At 55.0% G+C, this 19,713-nt stretch carries 17 protein-coding genes; 8 read left to right on the top strand and 9 right to left on the bottom strand.

Going from position 1 to position 19,713, the window contains the following annotated elements; genetic code table 11:
- The first annotated feature begins 73 nt into the window (after nt 1–73).
- On the top strand, nt 74–1,450 hold the full coding sequence (gene yegD / locus SJI19_RS00205) for a molecular chaperone (protein ID WP_323476245.1): 1,377 nt from the start codon (nt 74–76) through the stop codon (nt 1,448–1,450).
- On the opposite strand, the gene ureG is transcribed toward yegD, so the two are convergent.
- The 7 genes from ureG to SJI19_RS00170 form a co-directional block, all read right to left on the bottom strand.
- Complete coding sequence (gene ureG / locus SJI19_RS00200; protein ID WP_323476244.1) at nt 1,422–2,042, bottom strand: urease accessory protein UreG; 621 nt, start codon at nt 2,040–2,042, stop codon at nt 1,422–1,424. The two genes, yegD and ureG, sit on opposite strands and share 29 nt — an antisense overlap.
- Before the next feature lie 65 nt (nt 2,043–2,107).
- Complete coding sequence (locus SJI19_RS00195; RefSeq protein ID WP_323476552.1) at nt 2,108–2,785, bottom strand: urease accessory protein UreF; 678 nt, start codon at nt 2,783–2,785, stop codon at nt 2,108–2,110.
- A gap of 2 nt (nt 2,786–2,787) precedes the next feature.
- Entirely contained in the window at nt 2,788–3,243 is a 456-nt protein-coding gene (gene ureE, locus SJI19_RS00190; protein WP_323476243.1) for an urease accessory protein UreE, read from the bottom strand.
- A gap of 18 nt (nt 3,244–3,261) precedes the next feature.
- Nucleotides 3,262–4,965: an urease subunit alpha gene (gene ureC / locus SJI19_RS00185; RefSeq protein ID WP_323476242.1), complete on the bottom strand. Its 1,704-nt coding sequence runs from the start codon at nt 4,963–4,965 to the stop codon at nt 3,262–3,264.
- On the bottom strand, nt 4,962–5,279 hold the full coding sequence (locus SJI19_RS00180) for an urease subunit beta (RefSeq protein ID WP_323476241.1): 318 nt from the start codon (nt 5,277–5,279) through the stop codon (nt 4,962–4,964). Before SJI19_RS00180 ends, ureC begins: the two co-directional genes overlap by 4 nt.
- Nucleotides 5,280–5,295: 16 nt before the next feature.
- Complete coding sequence (locus SJI19_RS00175; RefSeq protein ID WP_323476240.1) at nt 5,296–5,598, bottom strand: urease subunit gamma; 303 nt, start codon at nt 5,596–5,598, stop codon at nt 5,296–5,298.
- 10 nt (nt 5,599–5,608) lie between these two features.
- Nucleotides 5,609–6,451 (bottom strand): urease accessory protein UreD, encoded by an 843-nt coding sequence (locus SJI19_RS00170; protein ID WP_323476239.1) that lies wholly within the window; start codon nt 6,449–6,451, stop codon nt 5,609–5,611.
- Nucleotides 6,452–6,945: 494 nt separating this feature from the next.
- Between SJI19_RS00170 and SJI19_RS00165 the strand changes: the two genes are divergently transcribed.
- Nucleotides 6,946–7,176 carry a DUF1272 domain-containing protein gene (locus SJI19_RS00165; RefSeq protein ID WP_323476238.1) on the top strand — a complete coding sequence of 77 codons (231 nt, stop codon included), beginning with the start codon at nt 6,946–6,948 and terminating at the stop codon, nt 7,174–7,176.
- Between the two features lie 262 nt (nt 7,177–7,438).
- Nucleotides 7,439–7,618 carry a hypothetical protein gene (locus SJI19_RS00160; protein WP_323476237.1) on the top strand — a complete coding sequence of 60 codons (180 nt, stop codon included), beginning with the start codon at nt 7,439–7,441 and terminating at the stop codon, nt 7,616–7,618.
- A 104-nt stretch (nt 7,619–7,722) separates the two neighbouring features.
- On the opposite strand, the gene SJI19_RS00155 is transcribed toward SJI19_RS00160, so the two are convergent.
- Nucleotides 7,723–8,682, bottom strand: coding sequence for an aldo/keto reductase (locus SJI19_RS00155; RefSeq protein WP_323476236.1), 960 nt, complete (start codon nt 8,680–8,682; stop codon nt 7,723–7,725).
- Between the two features lie 32 nt (nt 8,683–8,714).
- On the bottom strand, nt 8,715–9,662 hold the full coding sequence (locus SJI19_RS00150) for a LysR substrate-binding domain-containing protein (protein ID WP_323476235.1): 948 nt from the start codon (nt 9,660–9,662) through the stop codon (nt 8,715–8,717).
- A 211-nt stretch (nt 9,663–9,873) separates the two neighbouring features.
- Here SJI19_RS00150 and SJI19_RS00145 point away from each other — a divergent pair, with 211 nt between their 5' ends.
- The 5 genes from SJI19_RS00145 to mdtC all read left to right on the top strand — a co-directional run bounded on the left by SJI19_RS00145 (nt 9,874) and on the right by mdtC (nt 19,690).
- On the top strand, nt 9,874–11,043 hold the full coding sequence (locus SJI19_RS00145) for a methionine aminotransferase (RefSeq protein WP_323476234.1): 1,170 nt from the start codon (nt 9,874–9,876) through the stop codon (nt 11,041–11,043).
- Nucleotides 11,044–11,153: 110 nt separating this feature from the next.
- A complete protein-coding gene (locus SJI19_RS00140) occupies nt 11,154–11,912 on the top strand; it encodes an ABC transporter substrate-binding protein (protein WP_416347478.1) in 759 nt (252 codons plus the stop codon).
- A gap of 331 nt (nt 11,913–12,243) precedes the next feature.
- Entirely contained in the window at nt 12,244–13,494 is a 1,251-nt protein-coding gene (locus SJI19_RS00135; protein ID WP_323476232.1) for an MdtA/MuxA family multidrug efflux RND transporter periplasmic adaptor subunit, read from the top strand.
- Nucleotides 13,494–16,613, top strand: coding sequence for an MdtB/MuxB family multidrug efflux RND transporter permease subunit (locus SJI19_RS00130; RefSeq protein ID WP_323476231.1), 3,120 nt, complete (start codon nt 13,494–13,496; stop codon nt 16,611–16,613). Before SJI19_RS00135 ends, SJI19_RS00130 begins: the two co-directional genes overlap by 1 nt.
- Nucleotides 16,610–19,690: a multidrug efflux RND transporter permease subunit MdtC gene (mdtC, locus tag SJI19_RS00125; protein WP_323476230.1), complete on the top strand. Its 3,081-nt coding sequence runs from the start codon at nt 16,610–16,612 to the stop codon at nt 19,688–19,690. Before SJI19_RS00130 ends, mdtC begins: the two co-directional genes overlap by 4 nt.
- The last annotated feature ends 23 nt before the right edge of the window (nt 19,691–19,713 follow it).

The following is a 19,713-nucleotide window of genomic DNA, read 5'->3' as shown; positions in this document are numbered from 1 at the left end:
TGCCCGGGTTATTCGTTGCCTGAGCCAATACATTCAGGTAAAGTTCCGGGCCTCATTGGCATGGGAGACAACGATGTTTATTGGATTTGATTACGGTACCGCGAATTGCTCGGTGGCGATTATGGAGGGAGACCACCCGCGATTGCTACCGCTCGAGGGTACCTCACCCTATATGGCTTCGATGCTATGCGCGCCTACGCGCGAAGCGGTAAGTGAATATCTGCATACCTTCTGGCAAATACCCGCCGGCAGTGAGGAAAATCAGAACCTGCTGCGGCGGTCAATCAACGCCAATCACCTGGAAGGTATCGTGCTGACGGAGCATAGTCTGCAGTTCGGTCAGCCGGCGCTGGCTAATTATATCGCCGACCCTGAAGACGTCTATTTTGTGAAATCGCCCAAATCCTTCTTGGGCGCCAACGGTCTCAAACCACAGCAGATCGCGTTATTCGAGGACCTGGTCTGCGCCATGATGTGTCATATCAAACGGCAGGCGGAATCACTATTAACCCAGCCGATTACCCAAGCCATGATTGGCCGGCCAGTGAATTTCCAGGGTACCGGGGGCGAAGACGCCAACCGCCAGGCTCAAGGTATTTTACAGCGGGCCGCCGAACGTGCCGGTTTTGCCGAGATTGCGTTTCAGTTCGAACCGGTGGCTGCCGGCCTGGATTTCGAGGCGACGCTCACTGAAGAAAAAATTGTGCTGGTGGTAGATATCGGCGGTGGCACCACCGACTGTTCGTTACTCTTGATGGGTCCTGAATGGCTAAAATTACCCGATCGCCAGCAAAGCCTGCTCGGCCATAGCGGTTGTCGTATCGGCGGCAACGATCTGGATATCATGCTGGCGTTTAAGACGCTAATGCCCTTGCTCGGCATGGGAGGACACACGGAAAAAGGTTTGGCGCTGCCCGCATTGCCGTTCTGGCAAGCGGTCGCCATCAATGATATCCCGGCGCAAAGCGAATTTTACAGCAGCGCCAACGGCCGACTACTGCGTGAACTGATCCGTGACGCCGCCGAACCGCAGTGTCTCGGCGCTTTGTTGCAGGTGTACCGTCAACGATTAGGCTATCGGCTGGTACGCTGCGCCGAAGAATGCAAAATTGCCCTGTCCACCGAACCACAGACGACCGCTAACCTGGACTTCATTCGCCAGGAGATGCAGGTGCCTATCGATCGGGTGGAATTGACCGAGGCGCTCAGCCAACCCATGGCACGGATCCAACAGCAGGTGGACGATGTGATGTCGCAAAGCGGTGCGCCGCGTCCCGATGTGGTTTATCTCACCGGCGGCAGCGCCCGATCCCCGCTGCTGCGTCTGGCGCTCCAGCAAAGCCTGCCCGGTATCCCACTGGCCAGCGGCGATGATTTTGGTTCGGTGACCGCCGGCCTGGCGCGCTGGGCCCAACGCCAGTTCAACGACTCTCCAGCAACCCTTGCTTAATAATAAACGCGATCACCGCATCAAGCCCCACGCCGGTTTTCAGGTTAGTGAAAGCCCAGGGGCGTTGGGGGCGCATACGTTGGGTATCACGCTCCATCACCTCCAGCGATGCACCGACGTAAGGCGCCAGATCAATTTTGTTAATCACCAGAAAATCTGATTTGGTAATGCCCGGCCCCCCTTTGCGGGGTATTTTTTCCCCTTCGGCGACATCAATCACATACAGGGTTAAATCGGCTAATTCCGGGCTAAAGGTAGCACTGAGATTATCGCCACCACTCTCAATAAAAATAATATCCAGGTTACCAAATTTACGCGCCAGATCCTCCACCGCCGCCAGATTCATGGAGGCATCCTCACGAATAGCGGTATGCGGACAGCCGCCGGTTTCAACCCCGACAATACGATCGGCCGCCAACGCACCCGCCTCGGTGAGAATTCGCTGATCCTCCTTGGTGTAGATGTCATTGGTGACCACCGCCAACTGATAGCGATCGCGCAGTGACTTGCACAGCATTTCCAAAAGCGCAGTTTTGCCTGAACCTACCGGGCCGCCTACGCCAATGCGCAGCGGTTGTTTATAATGCAGCATATCATCCCCTCGCCGGGCCTGGTGGTCGTATTGTCCAGGCGGCTGGTCGCAAAAGTAGCGCGGCGTTATGAACGAAACAGCCGCGAGTATTGAGTTTCATGGCAGGATGACGCAATCGCCTGCAATGGATAACCATCACCCAACTCGTCATCCTGTAGTGTGGCAGCCCGGGCGTAAGCGGCTGGCAGCAACGCCGAGAGTTCACGCAGCAGGCTTTGTGCCCGCTGTTGACCAAAGGGGACCAGTTTTAGCCCCGCCATCACGCTGCTCTCTAGCCAACTGTACGCATAACCTAAGGCCAATGGCTCAAGCGGAATTAACCACTGCCGCCCCAGCCAGGCGATGCCCGCCAGTTGACACTGCCGTATCGCCGGCAGCCACGCGGGCCCGGGCGTCAAATCAGGCCAATCGGTTATCAATCTGGCCAGCGCTTGACCACGCTGCCGCTCCTCCTGACGTAACTCGCCGGTTTCACGGTTCGCCAGCAAAAAATGGCTCCAGTGCAGAAATGCCGTATCATCCCCAGCGTCACACGCCTGGAATAACCGGATCAACACCGGTAAATCCAGGTATCGGAGGGTGCCGTCGATGATCTGCTGCTGCCAGCGGACAAAGGCCTCGCCAGAATTTACCCAACCGGTTTCCACCGCCCACTCCAACCCTTGCGAATAGGTAAATCCCCCCACCGGCAGGCTGGGACTGATTAATTGCATCAGACGCAGTAGTGCGAGTTGATTAAGCATCATTAATGATGATGGTGATGATGGCCTGGAGATGCGCTTTGGTAAGCCCCGGCTTCAGGTTCAAACGGCGCCTGACCCGTTTCGACCGTCGCGCCCAGGCCACGCACCATATCATCCAGCACGTGATCGTGTTGGTAGCGCACCCATTCCCGTTCTACCTGCAGAGGAACATGGCGATTGCCGAGGTGATAACATACCCGGGCCAATAGCAGACTATTGTTGGCATAAACGGTGGATACCGTTTCGGGGGCAGCGATAACCTGTATCACATGCTGCTCATTCTCGTCAGCGAGCAGATCGTCACCGCGAATCACCTGCCCACGCGGCAGCATTAAACCCGCCTCGCGTCCATCGTCGAGTACCACGTGCGCCCGGCTTTTTAGCCGGGTATCCAGATCAAGGGTGACCGTAGCCGTTGCCAACTGCGGGTGTTCCAGGCGTTTGGTTAACACAATCATCCAGGCTTCCCCTTGTGGTTAAAAAAGAAAATAGCGCTGCGCCATGGGCAATACGGCCGCAGGCTCACAGGTTAATAATTCACCCTCTGCACGCACCTGGTAGGTTTGCGCATCCACCTCAATCGTCGGCTGCCAATGATTATGAATCATATCGGCTTTTCTGACCTGGCGACAGTGTCGCACCTCGCCAATCAGGCTTTGCAGCCCAAGCCGCGCAGCCAGGCCATTGGCGTAAGCCGCTTGGGAGAGAAACGTCATGCGGGTAGCATGGCGCGCACCACCCAAAGCACCAAACATGGGACGATAATGCACCGGCTGCGGTGTGGGAATCGATGCATTGGCATCGCCCATCGGCGCCATGGCAATCATACCGCCCTTGATAATCAGGCTAGGTTTCACACCAAAAAACGCTGGTGACCACAACACCAGATCCGCCAGTTTGCCGAGCGCGATGGAACCCACCTCATGAGAGATGCCATGGGTGATAGCCGGGTTAATGGTGTATTTGGCAATATAGCGTTTCACCCGAAAATTATCATTGCGCACGGTATCGGGCGACAGCGGGCCACGCTGCACCTTCATTTTATGTGCGGCTTGCCAGGTACGCAGTATGACCTCACCCACGCGCCCCATAGCCTGAGAATCGGATGAAAGCATGGAAAACGCGCCCAGATCGTGCAGGATGTCTTCGGCAGCGATGGTTTCGCGGCGAATACGCGATTCGGCAAACGCCACATCCTCCGCGATACCGGCGTCAAGATGATGGCAAACCATCAGCATATCCAAATGCTCGTCGATGGTATTGATGGTGTAGGGCATGGTGGGATTGGTGGAGGACGGCAGGATATTGCTGTAACCGCATACCTTGATAATGTCCGGCGCATGTCCCCCGCCGGCACCTTCGGTATGATAGGTATGGATAGTGCGATCGCCGATGGCCGCCAGGGTATCCTCGACAAATCCCGCCTCGTTAAGCGTGTCGGTGTGGATGGCAACCTGAATGTCAAAGCGATCTGCAACGCCCAGGCAGCAGTTTATGGCCGCCGGGGTGGTCCCCCAATCCTCATGCAGTTTTAAGCCCATGGCGCCCGCCTCGACCTGTTCCGCCAATGCTTCGGGTCTGGACGCATTGCCTTTACCGGTAAAACCGATATTCACCGGCAGCGTCTCGGCGGCCTGCAGCATACGCGCCAGGTACCAAGGGCCTGGCGTACAGGTAGTGGCGTTAGTGCCTGCCGCCGGCCCGGTGCCACCGCCGATCATGGTGGTCACACCGGCGCAGATGGCTTCTTCCACCTGCTGCGGACAGATAAAGTGGATATGGGCGTCGACGCCGCCCGCGGTGACGATTTTGCCTTCTGCCGCCACCACCTCGGTACCGGGACCGATGGCAATGGTCACGCCGGGCTGGACATCCGGATTACCGGCTTTGCCAATGCCCACGATACGGCCATCCTTGACACCGATATCTGCCTTTACAATTCCCCAATGGTCGATAATCAGCGCATTGGTCAACACCAGATCCACGCAGAAAGCGGAGGTCATTTGCCCCTGCCCCATACCGTCACGGATCACCTTGCCACCGCCGAACTTCACCTCTTCACCATAAACGGTAAAATCTTTTTCTACCTCGACCCATAGCTCGGTATCGGCCAGCCGAAGGCGATCGCCCACCGTCGGACCAAACATCTCGGCGTAGGCGCGCCGTAAAATCTTGCTCATGACCCTTGCTCCAGTTTACCCATGATTTCACCGCGAAAACCGTAGACTTCACGTTTACCATCGTAAGCTACCAGAGTGATATCCCTGGATTGACCTGGTTCGAAACGTACCGCCGTTCCGGCCGCAATATCCAATCGAAAGCCGCGCGTCAGTGAGCGATCGAACGTCAATGCCGGGTTAACCTCATAAAAGTGATAATGGGAACCTACCTGTACCGGCCGATCGCCGTGGTTGGCGACGGTCACGGTTACCCGCTCGCGCCCGACATTCAGTTCAATCTCGTCGGCACTCAATCGCATTTCACCTGGGATCATACTACCTCGCTATCGGTCAGATTATGGGGTCATGAACGGTAACCAATTTGGTGCCGTCCGGAAAAGTGGCTTCGACCTGCACATCCGGGATCATTTCCGGCACCCCTTCCATCACATCGTCACGGGTCAGTACTTCACGACCGAGACTCATCAATTCAGCCACGGTTAGCCCGTCCCGAGCACCTTCAAGGATGGCGGCGCTGATCAAGGCCACCGCTTCGGGATAATTGAGTTTCAAGCCACGCGCTTGCCGACGTTCCGCCAGCAACGCAGCGGTAAACAGCAGCAGTTTATCTTTTTCTCTGGGTGACAGTTCCATGCCAAACTCCTTAGGTGGACCAAATACGCGGGATAACCGCTTCCCGTCCTAGCATCATGGGCCGTAGTCTTAGCCAAATTCGGTGCAGGAGGGCCTGCAACCGCTGGTTATCATTATCGAGCAAACGCACCACCAGCAAAGCGTCGAGCAAGCTGGCCCCCGCCGCCGGCGAAGAGACCTCGTTCAGGAGTTCACGCACGGCCTCCAGCATTGCTTCACTGGCCGGGGCAGCGAAAAATGTCGCGCTCAGCGGGTGGCCCCCTAATTTTCCCAGGTCACCGTCGTTGATGTGCAGCCGTTCATACAGTCCTGGGGAATCAGGCAGATTAATGCGCAACAGCGAGTTAAGCTGTCCGCGGTCAAAACCCTCAGCGATTACTGGGCGGCCAAAACACAGCGTTTCAAATCCTAGCAAACGCGCGCCCGAGCCTAAGATAAACTCGTTTTTCATCACAACCTTGGCACCCGGGAAAAAAATATTGCCCTGCGGCAGCCATTCAAGGATGCTGTTTTCCGCCAAGGTAAAAACCTGCGTCAAATGGGCCTGCGCGCCGGCGCTACGATAAAACTTGGTTGCCCCCGGCATGGTTAACAACGCATGACTCCCGCGTCCCATGCCGACCGACAGTTCCAGCCGATCTCCCCCGACCACTCCGCCAGGGGGGTGTAATAGGTAAACCTGAGGATAATCTTCCTCAGGATAAAATGCCCGCTGCACGTTAAATGGTCCATGATGGCGACGGGTAACCAGTACCGTGCGGTCGTCCCGACGTTCAAATCCCAGCGTCAGTTGCCCCAGCCAGCCAGCGGGTGCCGGGTCGACGTTTCCCGAGGTTACTTTTTGGTCGTCCATAAACACCTAGGGTTTAATAATAATAAGGTCATTGAGTTTGCTGACAAAATCGTGCACTAGCATGACAGCGCTCTTGCCCTTGCGCAGCCAACGATCGCGAGCCATTGATGCAAAATTTGCGCCAGCCAAGCGCCGGCTAACACCAAGGGCACAGCGATTGGACAGCCTTATTATGGTGCGTTAAATGCCCCATTGCGGATCGATACGGTTTTTTTGCACCACTACATCGCAGCCACTCTGACCCCAGCAGGCCACCGAACGTGCCGCTTCCCTGCGGCCAAGATAACACCCGCGCGGTTGTCACGTAGTTGTCACGTAGTTGTCTCGCCGTTGTGTAAGGTGCGGTTCGATGAATTTTTTTGGTCCGGCAAAAGCATAACCATGGCCCAATCCGGCCTTTACCCAGCGGCATATATTGTTAGCATAACGCATCGGCCCGTCAGGTGATGAGCCGGGGGGATATATTGAGATTATCGCCGTTGAGGAGAATTTTTATGTTGGCTCTGCGACCAAACTGCGAGCACTGTGACTGCGACCTGTCCCCAGACGATCCTGGGGCGCATATTTGCTCTTATGAATGCACTTTTTGCGCATCCTGCGCAAAGACGGTGTTTATGCATATTTGCCCGAACTGCGGCGGAGAGTTGGTGCGTCGGCCGATTCGCCCATCAGACTGCCTGACACGCGATCCCGCATCGGCCGAACGCATCCTGGCAAAACACTAAGCCGCATCAAACATCAGTCCAGCGCGCTCTGGCAAAATGCCAAGCGGTGACAGGTATTGGTGTACGTTTTGCCGGTAAGCATTTCACCATGGCCTCTCGCGCCACTAGCGGGCATGGGCCGAAATCAAGCTAGCTTTCAGCTATCGAATCAATCCATAAAATCCGCTATCAAAGGCCAATGGATCCCGTAGTATGTTACCTACACAAGCAACAGGGAAATCACTTTCCAACCTGATCTTTTCATCATACCGAGGGGCGAATAATGTATAACTTTTCACGTTTTCAAGCAAAAGAACTGGCCTTGGCTTATATGAGCAGCAAAGCCGGACATTTATCACCGGAAGAGTTTTTTCAGCAGGTCAGGCGTGTTGAGAAATCGTTCGATTCACTGATTAAACATGGCCAAGATTTCCGCACAGGGGAATTGGTAAAGTCGTTTTAATGCGCACCATAGCGTATTGTGCTCAACCCAATATCCGAAATATGATACAACCATTCCAGGCAGCCAATAGGTTACTTGGAATGCATTCTCCTAGCCGTTTTTTTTCAAGCTGCAGAGGTGCTGGCCTCATCCAATAAGCGATAATCTTCATCACTGAGGATGAGTGTTACCGCCTTTTCCAGCTCATTAAGCTGCTCAAGTGAGGTAGCGCTGACAATCGGTGCCGTGATGCTGGGCCGCCGCATTTGCCAAGCCAGAGCAACCTGTGTTGGCGTCACCTGCAGTCGCTCGCTAACAGCGTCTAATGCGCTAAGAATGCGCAGTCCCCGATCATTGAGGTAGTGTTCGACCACGCTTTGCCCACGTTGACTTTTTGCAGCGTCCTCAATACCCCGATATTTACCGGAGAGAAAACCGCTAGCCAGCGCATAGTAGTTAATCACACCAATGCCATGTTGTGTGACGACCGGTTCCAGATGCTGCTCGTAGTCCTGACGATCATAAAGATTATAGTGCGGCTGCAGCGTCTCGTAGCGGGCCAGACCATTTTGTTCACTGATCCGTAATGCCTGTGCCAGACGCGGCCCCTGATAATTGGATGCGCCAATAGCACGCACTTTGCCCTCTTTAACCAACGCATCGAGGGTGCTGAGCGTCTCTTCCAACGACACGGATTGATCGTCTTCATGGGATTGGTACAAATCGATATAATCCGTTTGTAGACGACGTAACGACGCCTCCACCGCGCGTCGAATATACCCCGCCGACAGGCCTTGTTTACCCTCGCCCATCGGTTTGCCCACCTTGGTGGCAATAATCACTGCATCACGCTTGCCGCTTTTTTTCAGCCAGTTGCCAATAATGGTTTCTGATTCGCCGCCATGATTCCCTTTGACCCAGGCCGAATAAACATCAGCCGTATCGATAAAATTAAGCTGTTTTTCCACCAGAGCATCAAGCAAGTTAAAAGAGCTCGCCTGATCGACTGTCCAACCAAACACATTGCCGCCAAACACCAATGGAGGCACAGCAATACCGCTGCGGCCAAGAATGCGTTTTTCCATCATCATCTCCTTGCAAATAAGGTAACAAATCGTTAACGGGTAGTGGCCGCGGCCTCTGGTAGCGCGCCCGCGTTGGCGAGGTGAGTCGTCAGTCGTTGACGACTTAATAGCGCTTCTTGTTCCAACCAGAGAGAGAACAATTTCAACGCCGGCGGCAGAACTTTTTGTTCAGGGTACACCAGATAATATGCTGCACCGCTTTGTATGCTCAGAGGAAAGGGTGCTATCAGCCGGTGTGACTGTAACTCGTGCTCTACCAGGCAAAGATCGCCCATAGCAATGCCGTACCCTTGCAATGCGGCGGTCATGGCTAAATCCAGGGTGTCAAAATGCTGCGACTTCGCGTTGGGTAGGTCCTCGATGCCAGCTTCGGTTAGCCATAATTGCCAGTCACGGCGGTCTCGAGTGGGATGAAGCAACGTTTTATCCGCCAGGGTAGTCACGATATCCCTTTCCTCCCCGTCGGTCCACAGAGGGGGTACACACACCGGGGAAAGCACTTCGTCGAATAAATGAATCACGCGGTTTTTTTTGCTCTCCGGTCGGCCAAATACCACCGCTGCATCAAAGTGTTCGCCAGCGAAATCAACCCCATGGGAGATGGAGGTCGTCAGGGTGATATCAATTTCTGGATGCTGCGTTTGCAATTGCATAATTCGTGGCAATAACCAGCGCATGGCGCAGGTCGGACATTTTACCCGTAATCTGCCGGGACGGTTATTGATGCCGACCAGCGCGCTATCAATTTGGCCAAGGGCCTGCTGCACAGGGGCCAACAGCATGGCGCCGGCGTCAGTAAGACCCAAACCACGCGCCTGGCGGACAAACAAGGCATATCCCAGCCGCTGCTCGAGCCCAGAGATTTGCCGGCTCACAGCCCCTTGGGTCAGATGCAAAAGTCGCGCGGCATGAGTAAAATTCAACCGTTCAGCCACCACCACAAAGGTTTTCAACACGTCAAGCGACGGCAATGTGTTCATTGCGCCGCCGTCGGCACGATGATAATAAATAACCTGATCATCTATCGACTCCGTAGGTACACGCGCGGGGAATCAGCCAAGTAGTCATGATCCGGACGCATGGCAAGTATGACAAACAATCAGTTGTCGTCACAAGGGTTATGTTGCTTAATCAGTAGGGCTTAGCCCGTCGGCCTTATCGCCTTTTCCACCTACCAGGAGGTATCAACTTATGCAGAGCGCCATTACGTCCCGCTCTAAGTTGCCCGATGTCGGCACCACTATTTTTACCACTATTGGCCAACTCAGTACCGAGCATCAGGCATTAAATCTTTCGTCGGGTGCGCCCAATTTTGATTGCGATCCGCAGTTAGTGGAGAATGTCGCCAAAGCCATGCGCGCCGGTCATAACCAGTATGCGGCCATGCCTGGCCTGCCGGCCTTGCGCGAGGCATTGGCCGATAAGGTGGCCAACCTGTATGGCTGTCAGTATGACCCGGTCACTGAAATCACCATTCTTGCCAGTGCCAGCCAGGGGCTTTACAGCGCCATCAGTGCGCTGGTGCATCCTGGAGATGAGGTGATCTATTTTGAACCGGCGTTTGACAGTTATGCCCCCATAACCCGGTTACAGGGCGCGATTCCGGTGCCGGTCAAACTCTCGCTGGAAGATTATAGTGTGAATTGGGACGAGGTGGCCGCGGCCATCACGCCACGCACCCGCATGATCATCGTCAATAGCCCGCACAACCCGACCGGCATGATTTTCAGCGAGGAAGATATCCGCCGGCTGACCGCCTTGACCGCCGACACTGCTATTGTGATCCTCTCCGACGAAGTTTACGAGCATGTGGTCTTTGATGGCCAACCGCATCGCAGTATGGCCCGCTACCCGGCGCTGGCCGAGCGCAGCGTGGTGGTATCCTCATTCGGTAAAACCTATAGTGTCACCGGCTGGCGAGTGGGATATTGTCTGGCACCAGCGGAACTGATGTATGAAATCCGCAAAGTGCATCAATTTATGGTGTTCGCCGCCGATACGCCGATGCAGCACGCCTTTGCCGAGGCGTTGGCGACGCCCGACAGTTATCTTGGTTTGTCGGCTTTTTATCAGCAAAAACGGGATATATTGGCGTTAGCTCTGCGCGATTCGCCGTTCCAATTACTGCCGAGCGCCGGGAGCTTTTTCCTTTTGGCGCGGTTCAGCCATTTCTCACCGGACAGCGACGGCGATATGGTCATCACGTTAATTCGCGAGGCCAAAGTAGCAACCATTCCGCTGTCGGCGTTTTATAGTGATAGTACCAATACCGGCATGATCAGACTGTGTTTTGCCAAGGACGATCCAACGCTGCTCGAAGGCGCGCGCCGGCTTTGTGCCTGGAGCGCGGCGCACGCCTAACTCCCCACCGTGTTGAATAAGCCGTAATAAGTGCCACTAAATTGATTGATAATTAACCTTTGACGGGACCTATAATGAAAATCATTGCCAAACCTTTATTGACTATACTGATGCTGGCTAGCGGCCTGGCGTCGATGACCGCCATGGCGGACACGGGCACAATACGCTTTGGCCTGGAAGCGCTTTATCCGCCGTTTGAATCAAAATCCCCGACCGGCCAGTTGCAGGGCTTCGATATCGATCTGGGCAACGCGGTCTGCCAGGCTGCCAGCGTGAAATGTGAATGGGTCGACACGTCGTTCGATAGCCTGATCCCCGCGTTACAGAGCCGTAAATTCGACGCGATTAACTCCGCAATGAATGTCACGGAAAAACGCCGCCAGGCCATTGATTTCACCCACGTCATTTATCGGGTGCCGACTAAACTGATTGCGCGTACGGACAGCGGACTGCTGCCCACCCCCGAGACGTTGAAAGGCAAAAGCATCGGCGTATTACAAGGGTCAATCCAGGAATCCTACGCCAATGCCCATTGGACCAAACAAGGCGTTAAGGTCGTGTCCTATCAGGATCAAAACCAGATTTACATGGATTTGACCTCGGGGCGACTGGATGGCACGCTGGTACTGGCACCGGCCGGGCAATCAGGATTTCTGTCTCAGCCACAGGGTAAGGGATTCGCCTTTGTGGGTCCGGCAGTTACTGACGATACTATTCTCGGTAGTGGCATTGCGTTTGGCATCCGCCAGGGTGACGATACGCTTAAACAACGGCTAAACGACGCTATCGCCAAGGTGAAAGCGCAAGGAACGATTACCACGTTGGCCCATAAATATTTTGGCAACATTGACGTTGCTGCCCCGCAATAAGACGAACAGGTGACCCGCAATGGCCCGCGCCACCGTTAATCGCGGGCGGGATACGGCCCTGCTGGCGTCACGCGGTAAAGCGTGGTGCCAGCACAACAATACTCGACAGTACCTTCATAATTCCTCCATCTTTCATGTCCCTTTGTTGTCTACACTTTTAAAACCCAAAATAAGTCGCGTTGTAAGTAAGTCTTGGCACCCGTAATCTGAAATATGACGCGTTTATATCGTTTTCCTAAACGCAGGGACATGCGATGCTGTGGCCTCATTTGCGTGACAATATACGCAACTCAATGCTTAATGGCATGCTTAATGACAGGTATAGCAATACATGAAGGGTAAATCGGTTGGACGCAAATGGCTGTTGATACTGGCATCTTTGGCGATCGTCATTGGCGCGGTTTTGCTATGGCGGCAATTTCACGCACCATCAACTGACGACATAACGGCACAAGGTTCCCGCAAGGGAAACAACACCGTGCGCTCTGGCGATGGACGCGCCAATCGTCGTTCGTCCACGCTGTCGCCGGTGCAGGCCGCCACTGCCCAGGAAAAATCGGTTCCCCGCTATCTAACCGGATTGGGTACGGTGACTGCGGCCGCTACGGTGACGGTACGTAGCCGGGTAGATGGCCAGCTTATGGCGCTGCATTTCACCGAAGGACAATGGGTCAAGACGGGCGCGCTGCTGGCGGAGATCGACCCGCGTCCTTTTGAAGTTTCTTTGCAACAGGCCAAAGGCCAGTTGGCAAAAGACCGGGCTACGCTTGCCAATGCCCGACAAGATTTAACCCGTTATCAACAGTTGATAAAAACCAATCTGATTGCCCGCCAGCAGTTGGATACCCAACAAGCGACGGTGCGTGAATCCGAGGGCCAGATTGAGGTTGATCAGGGCGCGCTCGCCAGCGCTGAACTGCAGTTGACTTATAGTAAAATCATCGCGCCAATCGACGGTCGGGTGGGTTTACGCCAAGTTGATGTCGGCAACTATATCAGTAGTAGCGATACTAACGGCCTGGTGGTCATCACCCAAACCCGGCCCATCGATGTGCTGTTTACGTTACCGGAAAACGACATTGCCAGCGTGATCACGTCGCAAAAAAATGGCGTTGCACCGTTAATCGAAGTGTGGGATCGCACCAATAAACAGAAAATAACCGAGGGCAAACTGCTCAGCATGGATAATCAAATCGATGCTACCACCGGGACGGTTAAACTTAAGGGGCGGTTCGACAATAGCGATGACAGTCTGTTTCCCAATCAATTTGTCAATATCCGGATGAAGGTGGATACCCTGCAAAATGCGGTAGTGATCCCGGCAGCAGCACTGCAAATGAACAATGACGGCCATTTTGTGTGGGTGTTAAATGATGAAAACCGGGTGAGTCAGCATCGTGTTACTGCCGGGTTAGACGACAACCAGCAAGTGGTGATCACCGCCGGTTTGGCGGCTGGGCAACGCGTCGTTACCGATGGCATTGATCGTCTGACGGAAGGTGTAAAGGTCGAGGTGGTTACCCCGGCAGTGAATCAACCCACACTCGGCGCCAAGCCAAGGCGGGATGGGAATAAATCTTGATGGATGTGATGCCCTCTCATCAAAACGGCGGACCGTCTCGCCTGTTTATCCTGCGTCCGGTGGCGACCACCTTGCTGATGATTGCCATCTTGCTGGCCGGCATTATCGGCTACGGCGCACTACCGGTTTCCGCACTGCCGGAGGTAGATTATCCGACCATCCAGGTCGTGACCCTCTATCCTGGCGCCAGTCCCGACGTGGTGACGTCGTCCATCACCGCGCCGCTGGAACGCCAGTTCGGACAAATGTCGGGGTTAAAACTGATGTCGTCGCAAAGTTCCGGCGGCGCCTCGGTCATTACCTTGCAATTCCAGTTGACGTTGGCGCTGGATGTGGCCGAGCAGGAAGTGCAGGCGGCAGTCAATAACGCGAGCAACCTGCTGCCAACCGATTTGCCTAATCCTCCGGTCTATAGCAAGGTCAACCCAGCCGATCCGCCGATCATGACGCTCGCGATCACCTCCACCTCCATGCCGATGACCCAGGTAGAGGACTTGGTGGAAACCCGAGTGGCTCAAAAAATTTCCCAGGTCAGCGGCGTGGGGCTGGTAGCGATTTCAGGTGGTCAGCGCCCGGCAGTACGGATACGCATGAATGCCAATGCACTGGCGTCATATGGGCTGGATAGCGAAACCGTGCGCACAGCCATTGCGGCGGGCAATGTGAATAGCCCCAAGGGAAGCCTGGATGGACCGGAGCGTTCCACGACCCTTTCAGCCAACGATCAAATGAAATCCGCCGAAGAGTATCGCCAGTTGATCATTAGCTGGCAAAACGGTGCGCCGGTGCGGCTGGGCGATGTCGCCGATATCGAACAAGGCGCGGAAAATAATCGTCTGGACGCCTGGGCCAACCGGCAACCGGCGATCGTCATGAATATCCAGCGCCAGCCCGGCGCTAACGTGATTGCCACCGCCGACAGCATCCGCGCCCTACTGCCCTCGTTAAGCGCCGGACTGCCCAAGTCGGTTTCCATCTCACTGCTGGCCGATCGGACGGATAATATCCGCGCGTCGGTTAACGATGTCCGCTTCGAACTGCTGTTGTCCATCGCACTGGTGGTGATGGTCATGTACCTGTTTTTGCGTAATGCAGCGGCCACGCTTATCCCTGCGGTTGCCGTGCCGCTATCGTTGGTGGGCACCTTTGCGGTGATGTACCTGCTCGGGTTTTCCATCAATAATCTCACCTTGATGGCGCTCACCGTGGCCACCGGTTTTGTGGTGGATGACGCGATAGTGGTGATCGAAAATATCTCCCGCTATATCGAGCAAGGGGAGAAACCGCTGACGGCGGCGTTAAAAGGTGCCGGTGAAATCGGCTTTACCATTATTTCCCTCACCGTGTCGCTAATAGCGGTGCTGATCCCGCTGCTGTTCATGGGGGATATCGTCGGTCGACTGTTTCGTGAGTTCGCGGTGACGCTGGCGGTGGCGATCCTTATTTCGGCGGTGGTCTCGCTGACGCTGACGCCGATGATGTGTGCGCGCATGTTAAGCCATGAATCGTTGCGTCGCCAAAACCGTTTTACCCGGGCCAGCGAACGCCTGTTTGAACGAGTCGTGGCAGGATATGGCCGTTGGTTGCAAAAGGTGCTGAAACATCCCTGGCTGACGCTGACGGTGGCTTTTTCCATGCTGGTGTTGACCATCATATTGTACCTGACGATCCCCAAAGGTTTTTTCCCTACCCAGGATAATAGTGTTATCCAAGGCACGGTGCAGGCGTCGCAAAATGTGTCCTTTAGCAAGATGGCCCAGCTTCAACAAGAAGCCTTATCCATTATCATGCAAGACCCGGCGGTTCGCAGCGTTTCTTCACTGATCGGTGTCGACGGCACCAATGCCACCCTTAACAATGGCCGGCTACAAATCAATCTTAAGCCGTTGGATCAGCGACAAGACCGGATTGGCGTGGTCATCGATCGCCTGCAGCGAGCCACCGATGGATTGACCGGCGTGCGATTGTATCTCCAGCCGGTGCAGGATCTGACTATTGATACCCAGATCAGCCATACCCAGTATCAATTTACGCTGCAGACCATGTCCCTGGCACAGTTAAGCCAGTGGGTTCCCACCCTGCTCTCTCGGTTGCAGACCCTGCCACAGCTGCGCGACGTCAGCAGCGATTTACAAGATCGTGGGTTTGAGGCGTTTATCAAGGTGGACCGGGATAGTGCCAGTCGTCTGGGCATCACCATGTCCGCGGTAGATAACGCGCTCTATGATGCGTTTGGACAACGGCTTATTTCCACCATTTATACCCAGGCCAATCAATACCGCGTGGTTCTGGAACAAAATACCGATACCACGCCCGGATTGATGGCGCTCAATAATATATGGATCAAAAGCGCCAACGGCGATAGGGTCCCGCTATCGGCGATCAGCAGCGTGCAACAGCGTCTGGGACTGCTGTCGATAAATCATCAGGAACAGTTCCCGGCCGCTAGCGTCTCGTTTAATCTGGCGCCAGGTTATTCCCTTGGCGAAGCGGTCACCGCCATCAACCAGGCAGAGCAGGAAGTCAACCTGCCCGACAGCGTAATTACGCGTTATCAAGGCAGTACGTTGGCATTCCAGGCGGCGCTGAACAGCACGGTTTGGTTGATCGTGGCGGCCATTGTGGCGGTGTATATCGTACTCGGTGTGCTGTATGAGAGTTTTATCCATCCGGTCACTATTCTCTCCACGTTGCCCACCGCCGGAGTGGGTGCGTTATTGGCGCTGATGATCTCCGGTCAAGAGTTGGATGTCATCGCCATCATCGGCATTATTCTGCTGATTGGCATCGTTAAAAAGAATGCCATCATGATGATAGATTTTGCGCTGGCCGCCGAACGGGAAAAAGGCATGACCCCCTATGATGCTATTTTCCAGGCCTGCCTACTGCGTTTTCGACCGATCCTGATGACCACGCTGGCGGCGCTGTTCGGTGCGCTACCGCTGATGCTCAGTACCGGCGTGGGCGCCGAACTGCGTCGTCCGTTGGGGATCTGTATGGTGGGGGGATTAGTGGTAAGCCAAGTACTTACTCTGTTCACCACCCCGGTGATCTATCTATTATTCGACCGGTTGTCCCGCCATCGCAACCTGCTGGTCGATAAGCCAGAAACCACATGAAATTTTTTGCCTGGTTTATCTACCGGCCGGTGGCCACACTGCTACTGACCCTGGCGATTGCGCTGTGCGGCGTGCTCGGTTTTCGCCTGCTGCCGGTGGCACCGCTGCCACAGGTGGATTTTCCGGTGTTGCTGGTCACCGCCAGCCTGCCGGGTGCATCACCGGAAACCATGGCCTCCTCGGTCGCAACGCCGTTGGAGCGGGCGCTGGGCCATGTGGCCGGGGTCAACGAAATGACCTCGTCCAGCAGTCTGGGCAGCACCCGCATCATCCTGCAATTTGATTTTGACCGTGATATCAATGGCGCGGCGCGCGATGTTCAGGCCGCGCTCAATGCCGCGCAAAGCTTGCTGCCGAGCGGTATGCCCAATCGGCCACAGTATCGCAAAATCAATCCGTCCGACGCACCTATCATGATCTTGACCATGACCTCGGATACCTATAGCCAGGGCCAACTCTATGATATTGCCTCTACCCAGTTGGCACAGAATATTTCCCAACTGGACGGTGTGGGTACCGTGACGGTGGGCGGCGGCTCCTTACCTGCAGTACGAGTGGAGCTAAACCCACAGGCGTTATTTAACCAAGGCGTCTCCCTGGACGCCGTTCGCCAGGCTATCAGCCAGGCCAACGTGCGTCGACCCCAGGGCGCGGTAGAAAATGATAGCTCCCGCTGGCAGATTCGCAGCAACGATGCGTTGTTTAGCGCCAAAGAATACCAACCGCTGATTGTTCATTACACTAACGGTGGTGCAGTACGACTGCGTGATGTGGCCAACGTTATCGACTCCGTGCAGGACGTGCGTAATGCCGGCATGGCCAATGGCAAACCGGCGATACTGCTGGTGATCTTCCGATCCCCGGATGCCAATATCATCTCAACGGTCCAGCACGTACGCGACGCGCTGCCGGCCCTGCGCGCCAGCATACCCGCCGCAATCAAAGTGAATATTGCCCAGGATCGTTCGCCAACCATCCGCGCCTCCCTGGCGGAAGTGGAACAATCGTTGATCATCGCGGTGGCACTGGTGATTCTGGTGGTATTGCTGTTTTTACGTTCCTGGCGTGCAACGCTCATTCCGGCGCTGGCGGTGCCGGTATCGTTAATTGGTACCTTTGCCGCCATGTATTTGTGCGGATTCAGCCTGAACAATATCTCACTGATGGCGCTGACTATTGCCACCGGTTTTGTGGTGGATGACGCTATTGTGGTGGTGGAAAATACGTCCCGCCATGTGGAAAACGGTATGAAGCCGTTGGCTGCAGCGTTACTGGGGGTCAAGGAAGTCGGATTTACCGTTTTGTCCATGAGCCTGTCTTTGATCGCGGTATTTATTCCACTGTTGTTGATGAGCGGCCTGCCCGGCCGGTTATTCCGGGAATTCGCCGTCACGCTGTCCGTGGCGATACTCATTTCAATGATTATCTCTTTGACGCTGACGCCCATGCTCTGCGCCAGATTGTTACATGCCCCCGCGCCGCGCGCCCGGCCCGATCGTTTTAACGCGGTGATGCTATGGCTGCAGCGAGGATACGCCCGCACCCTGCATTGGGTACTGCATCATGCCGGTTGGGTACTGGCGCTATTTCTGGCGACCCTGGTGTTAAACCTATGGCTCTATATTTCCATACCCAAAACGTTTATGCCGCAACAGGATACCGGTCGGCTTGTGGGTTCAATCAAAGCTGACCAGAGTATCTCTTTCCAGGCCATGCGCGGCAAATTGCGCGACTTTATGCACATCGTCGGCGAAGATCCGGCGGTGGACAACGTCACCGGGTACACCGGCGGTTCACGGACCAATTCGGGATCGATGTATATTTCGCTTAAGCCCTTATCCCAACGCCATGACAATGCCCAGGCGGTGATTGATCGCCTGCGCCTGAAATTGGCCAAGGAGCCAGGAGCCAACCTGTTCTTAATGGCGGTACAGGACGTCCGGGTGGGGGGGAGACAGTCCAGCGCCAATTATCAGTACAGCCTGCTAGCGGACGATTTAACCGATTTGCGCACGTGGGAGCCAAAGGTTCGTCAAGCGCTAATGGCGCTGCCCGAACTGGTCGATGTGAATTCCGATCAAGAAGACCAGGGGGCGGAACTGGGCCTGATATATAACCGTGACGTACTGGCCCGATTGGGACTGTCGGTGGCCGATGTCAACAATCTGCTGAACAACGCCTTTGGCCAACGACAAATTTCCACTATTTACCAACCGCTTAACCAGTACAAGGTGGTCATGGAAGTGGCTCCGGCCTATACCCAGGATCCTAGCGCACTGAAACAAATGTTTCTCATCAACCAAGACGGCCAGTCCATCCCCCTGTCCTCGTTTGCCCACTGGCAGCCGACCAATGCCCCCTTATCAGTTAATCATCAAGGGCTATCGGCATCATCCACCCTTTCGTTTAACCTGCCAGACGGCGTGGCCCTGTCCACCGCCTCGGACGCCATCGAACGGGCGATGACCCGTTTGGGTGTGCCCGCCGACGTGCGCGGCAGTTTCGCCGGAACCGCCAAGGCGTTCCAGCAGACTCAGCATGCGCAGTTAATCTTGATCCTGGCGGCCATCGCCACGGTCTATATCGTATTGGGCATTCTGTATGAGAGTTATATCCATCCACTGACCATTTTATCCACCTTGCCCTCGGCGGGTATTGGCGCGCTGCTGGCACTGGAATTATTTCACGCGCCGTTTAGCCTGATCGCATTGATCGGGATTTTATTATTAATAGGCATCGTAAAAAAGAACGCCATCATGATGGTGGATTTTGCCCTTAGCGCCCAGCGACAAAGCGGCATTAGTGCGTTTGACGCTATTTTCCAGGCCTGTCAACTGCGCTTTCGGCCCATTATCATGACCACCCTGGCGGCGCTGTTTGGCGCACTGCCGCTGGCATTAAGCAGCGGCGACGGTGCAGAAATGCGCCAGCCACTGGGTATTACCATCGTTGGTGGTTTAGTGGTGAGTCAGTTGATGACCCTTTACACCACACCGGTGATTTATCTGTTCTTCGATAAGTTAAGACGACAATTTCGCCCGGACGCCCATCCGGCTAGCGTTCATTCACTTGAGTAAGCCCTATGCGCTGGCACCCTTTT

The organism is Acerihabitans sp. TG2 (genome assembly GCF_035013185.1).
GTDB lineage: Bacteria > Pseudomonadota > Gammaproteobacteria > Enterobacterales > Enterobacteriaceae > Acerihabitans.
Note: the sequence above shows the minus strand (reverse complement) of the source record. Positions and strands in the feature narration are given on the sequence as shown.

Excerpts from the sequence above, each read along its gene's own strand:
- yegD (WP_323476245.1), top strand. The coding sequence starts at position 74 with ATGTTTATTGGATTTGATTACGGTACCGCGAATTGCTCGGTGGCGATT.
- ureG (WP_323476244.1), bottom strand. The coding sequence starts at position 2,042 with ATGCTGCATTATAAACAACCGCTGCGCATTGGCGTAGGCGGCCCGGTA.
- SJI19_RS00195 (WP_323476552.1), bottom strand. The coding sequence starts at position 2,785 with ATGCTTAATCAACTCGCACTACTGCGTCTGATGCAATTAATCAGTCCC.
- ureE (WP_323476243.1), bottom strand. The coding sequence starts at position 3,243 with ATGATTGTGTTAACCAAACGCCTGGAACACCCGCAGTTGGCAACGGCT.
- ureC (WP_323476242.1), bottom strand. The coding sequence starts at position 4,965 with ATGAGCAAGATTTTACGGCGCGCCTACGCCGAGATGTTTGGTCCGACG.
- SJI19_RS00180 (WP_323476241.1), bottom strand. The coding sequence starts at position 5,279 with ATGATCCCAGGTGAAATGCGATTGAGTGCCGACGAGATTGAACTGAAT.
- SJI19_RS00175 (WP_323476240.1), bottom strand. The coding sequence starts at position 5,598 with ATGGAACTGTCACCCAGAGAAAAAGATAAACTGCTGCTGTTTACCGCT.
- SJI19_RS00170 (WP_323476239.1), bottom strand. The coding sequence starts at position 6,451 with ATGGACGACCAAAAAGTAACCTCGGGAAACGTCGACCCGGCACCCGCT.
- SJI19_RS00165 (WP_323476238.1), top strand. The coding sequence starts at position 6,946 with ATGTTGGCTCTGCGACCAAACTGCGAGCACTGTGACTGCGACCTGTCC.
- SJI19_RS00160 (WP_323476237.1), top strand. The coding sequence starts at position 7,439 with ATGTATAACTTTTCACGTTTTCAAGCAAAAGAACTGGCCTTGGCTTAT.
- SJI19_RS00155 (WP_323476236.1), bottom strand. The coding sequence starts at position 8,682 with ATGGAAAAACGCATTCTTGGCCGCAGCGGTATTGCTGTGCCTCCATTG.
- SJI19_RS00150 (WP_323476235.1), bottom strand. The coding sequence starts at position 9,662 with ATGAACACATTGCCGTCGCTTGACGTGTTGAAAACCTTTGTGGTGGTG.
- SJI19_RS00145 (WP_323476234.1), top strand. The coding sequence starts at position 9,874 with ATGCAGAGCGCCATTACGTCCCGCTCTAAGTTGCCCGATGTCGGCACC.
- SJI19_RS00140 (WP_416347478.1), top strand. The coding sequence starts at position 11,154 with ATGCTGGCTAGCGGCCTGGCGTCGATGACCGCCATGGCGGACACGGGC.
- SJI19_RS00135 (WP_323476232.1), top strand. The coding sequence starts at position 12,244 with ATGAAGGGTAAATCGGTTGGACGCAAATGGCTGTTGATACTGGCATCT.
- SJI19_RS00130 (WP_323476231.1), top strand. The coding sequence starts at position 13,494 with ATGGATGTGATGCCCTCTCATCAAAACGGCGGACCGTCTCGCCTGTTT.
- mdtC (WP_323476230.1), top strand. The coding sequence starts at position 16,610 with ATGAAATTTTTTGCCTGGTTTATCTACCGGCCGGTGGCCACACTGCTA.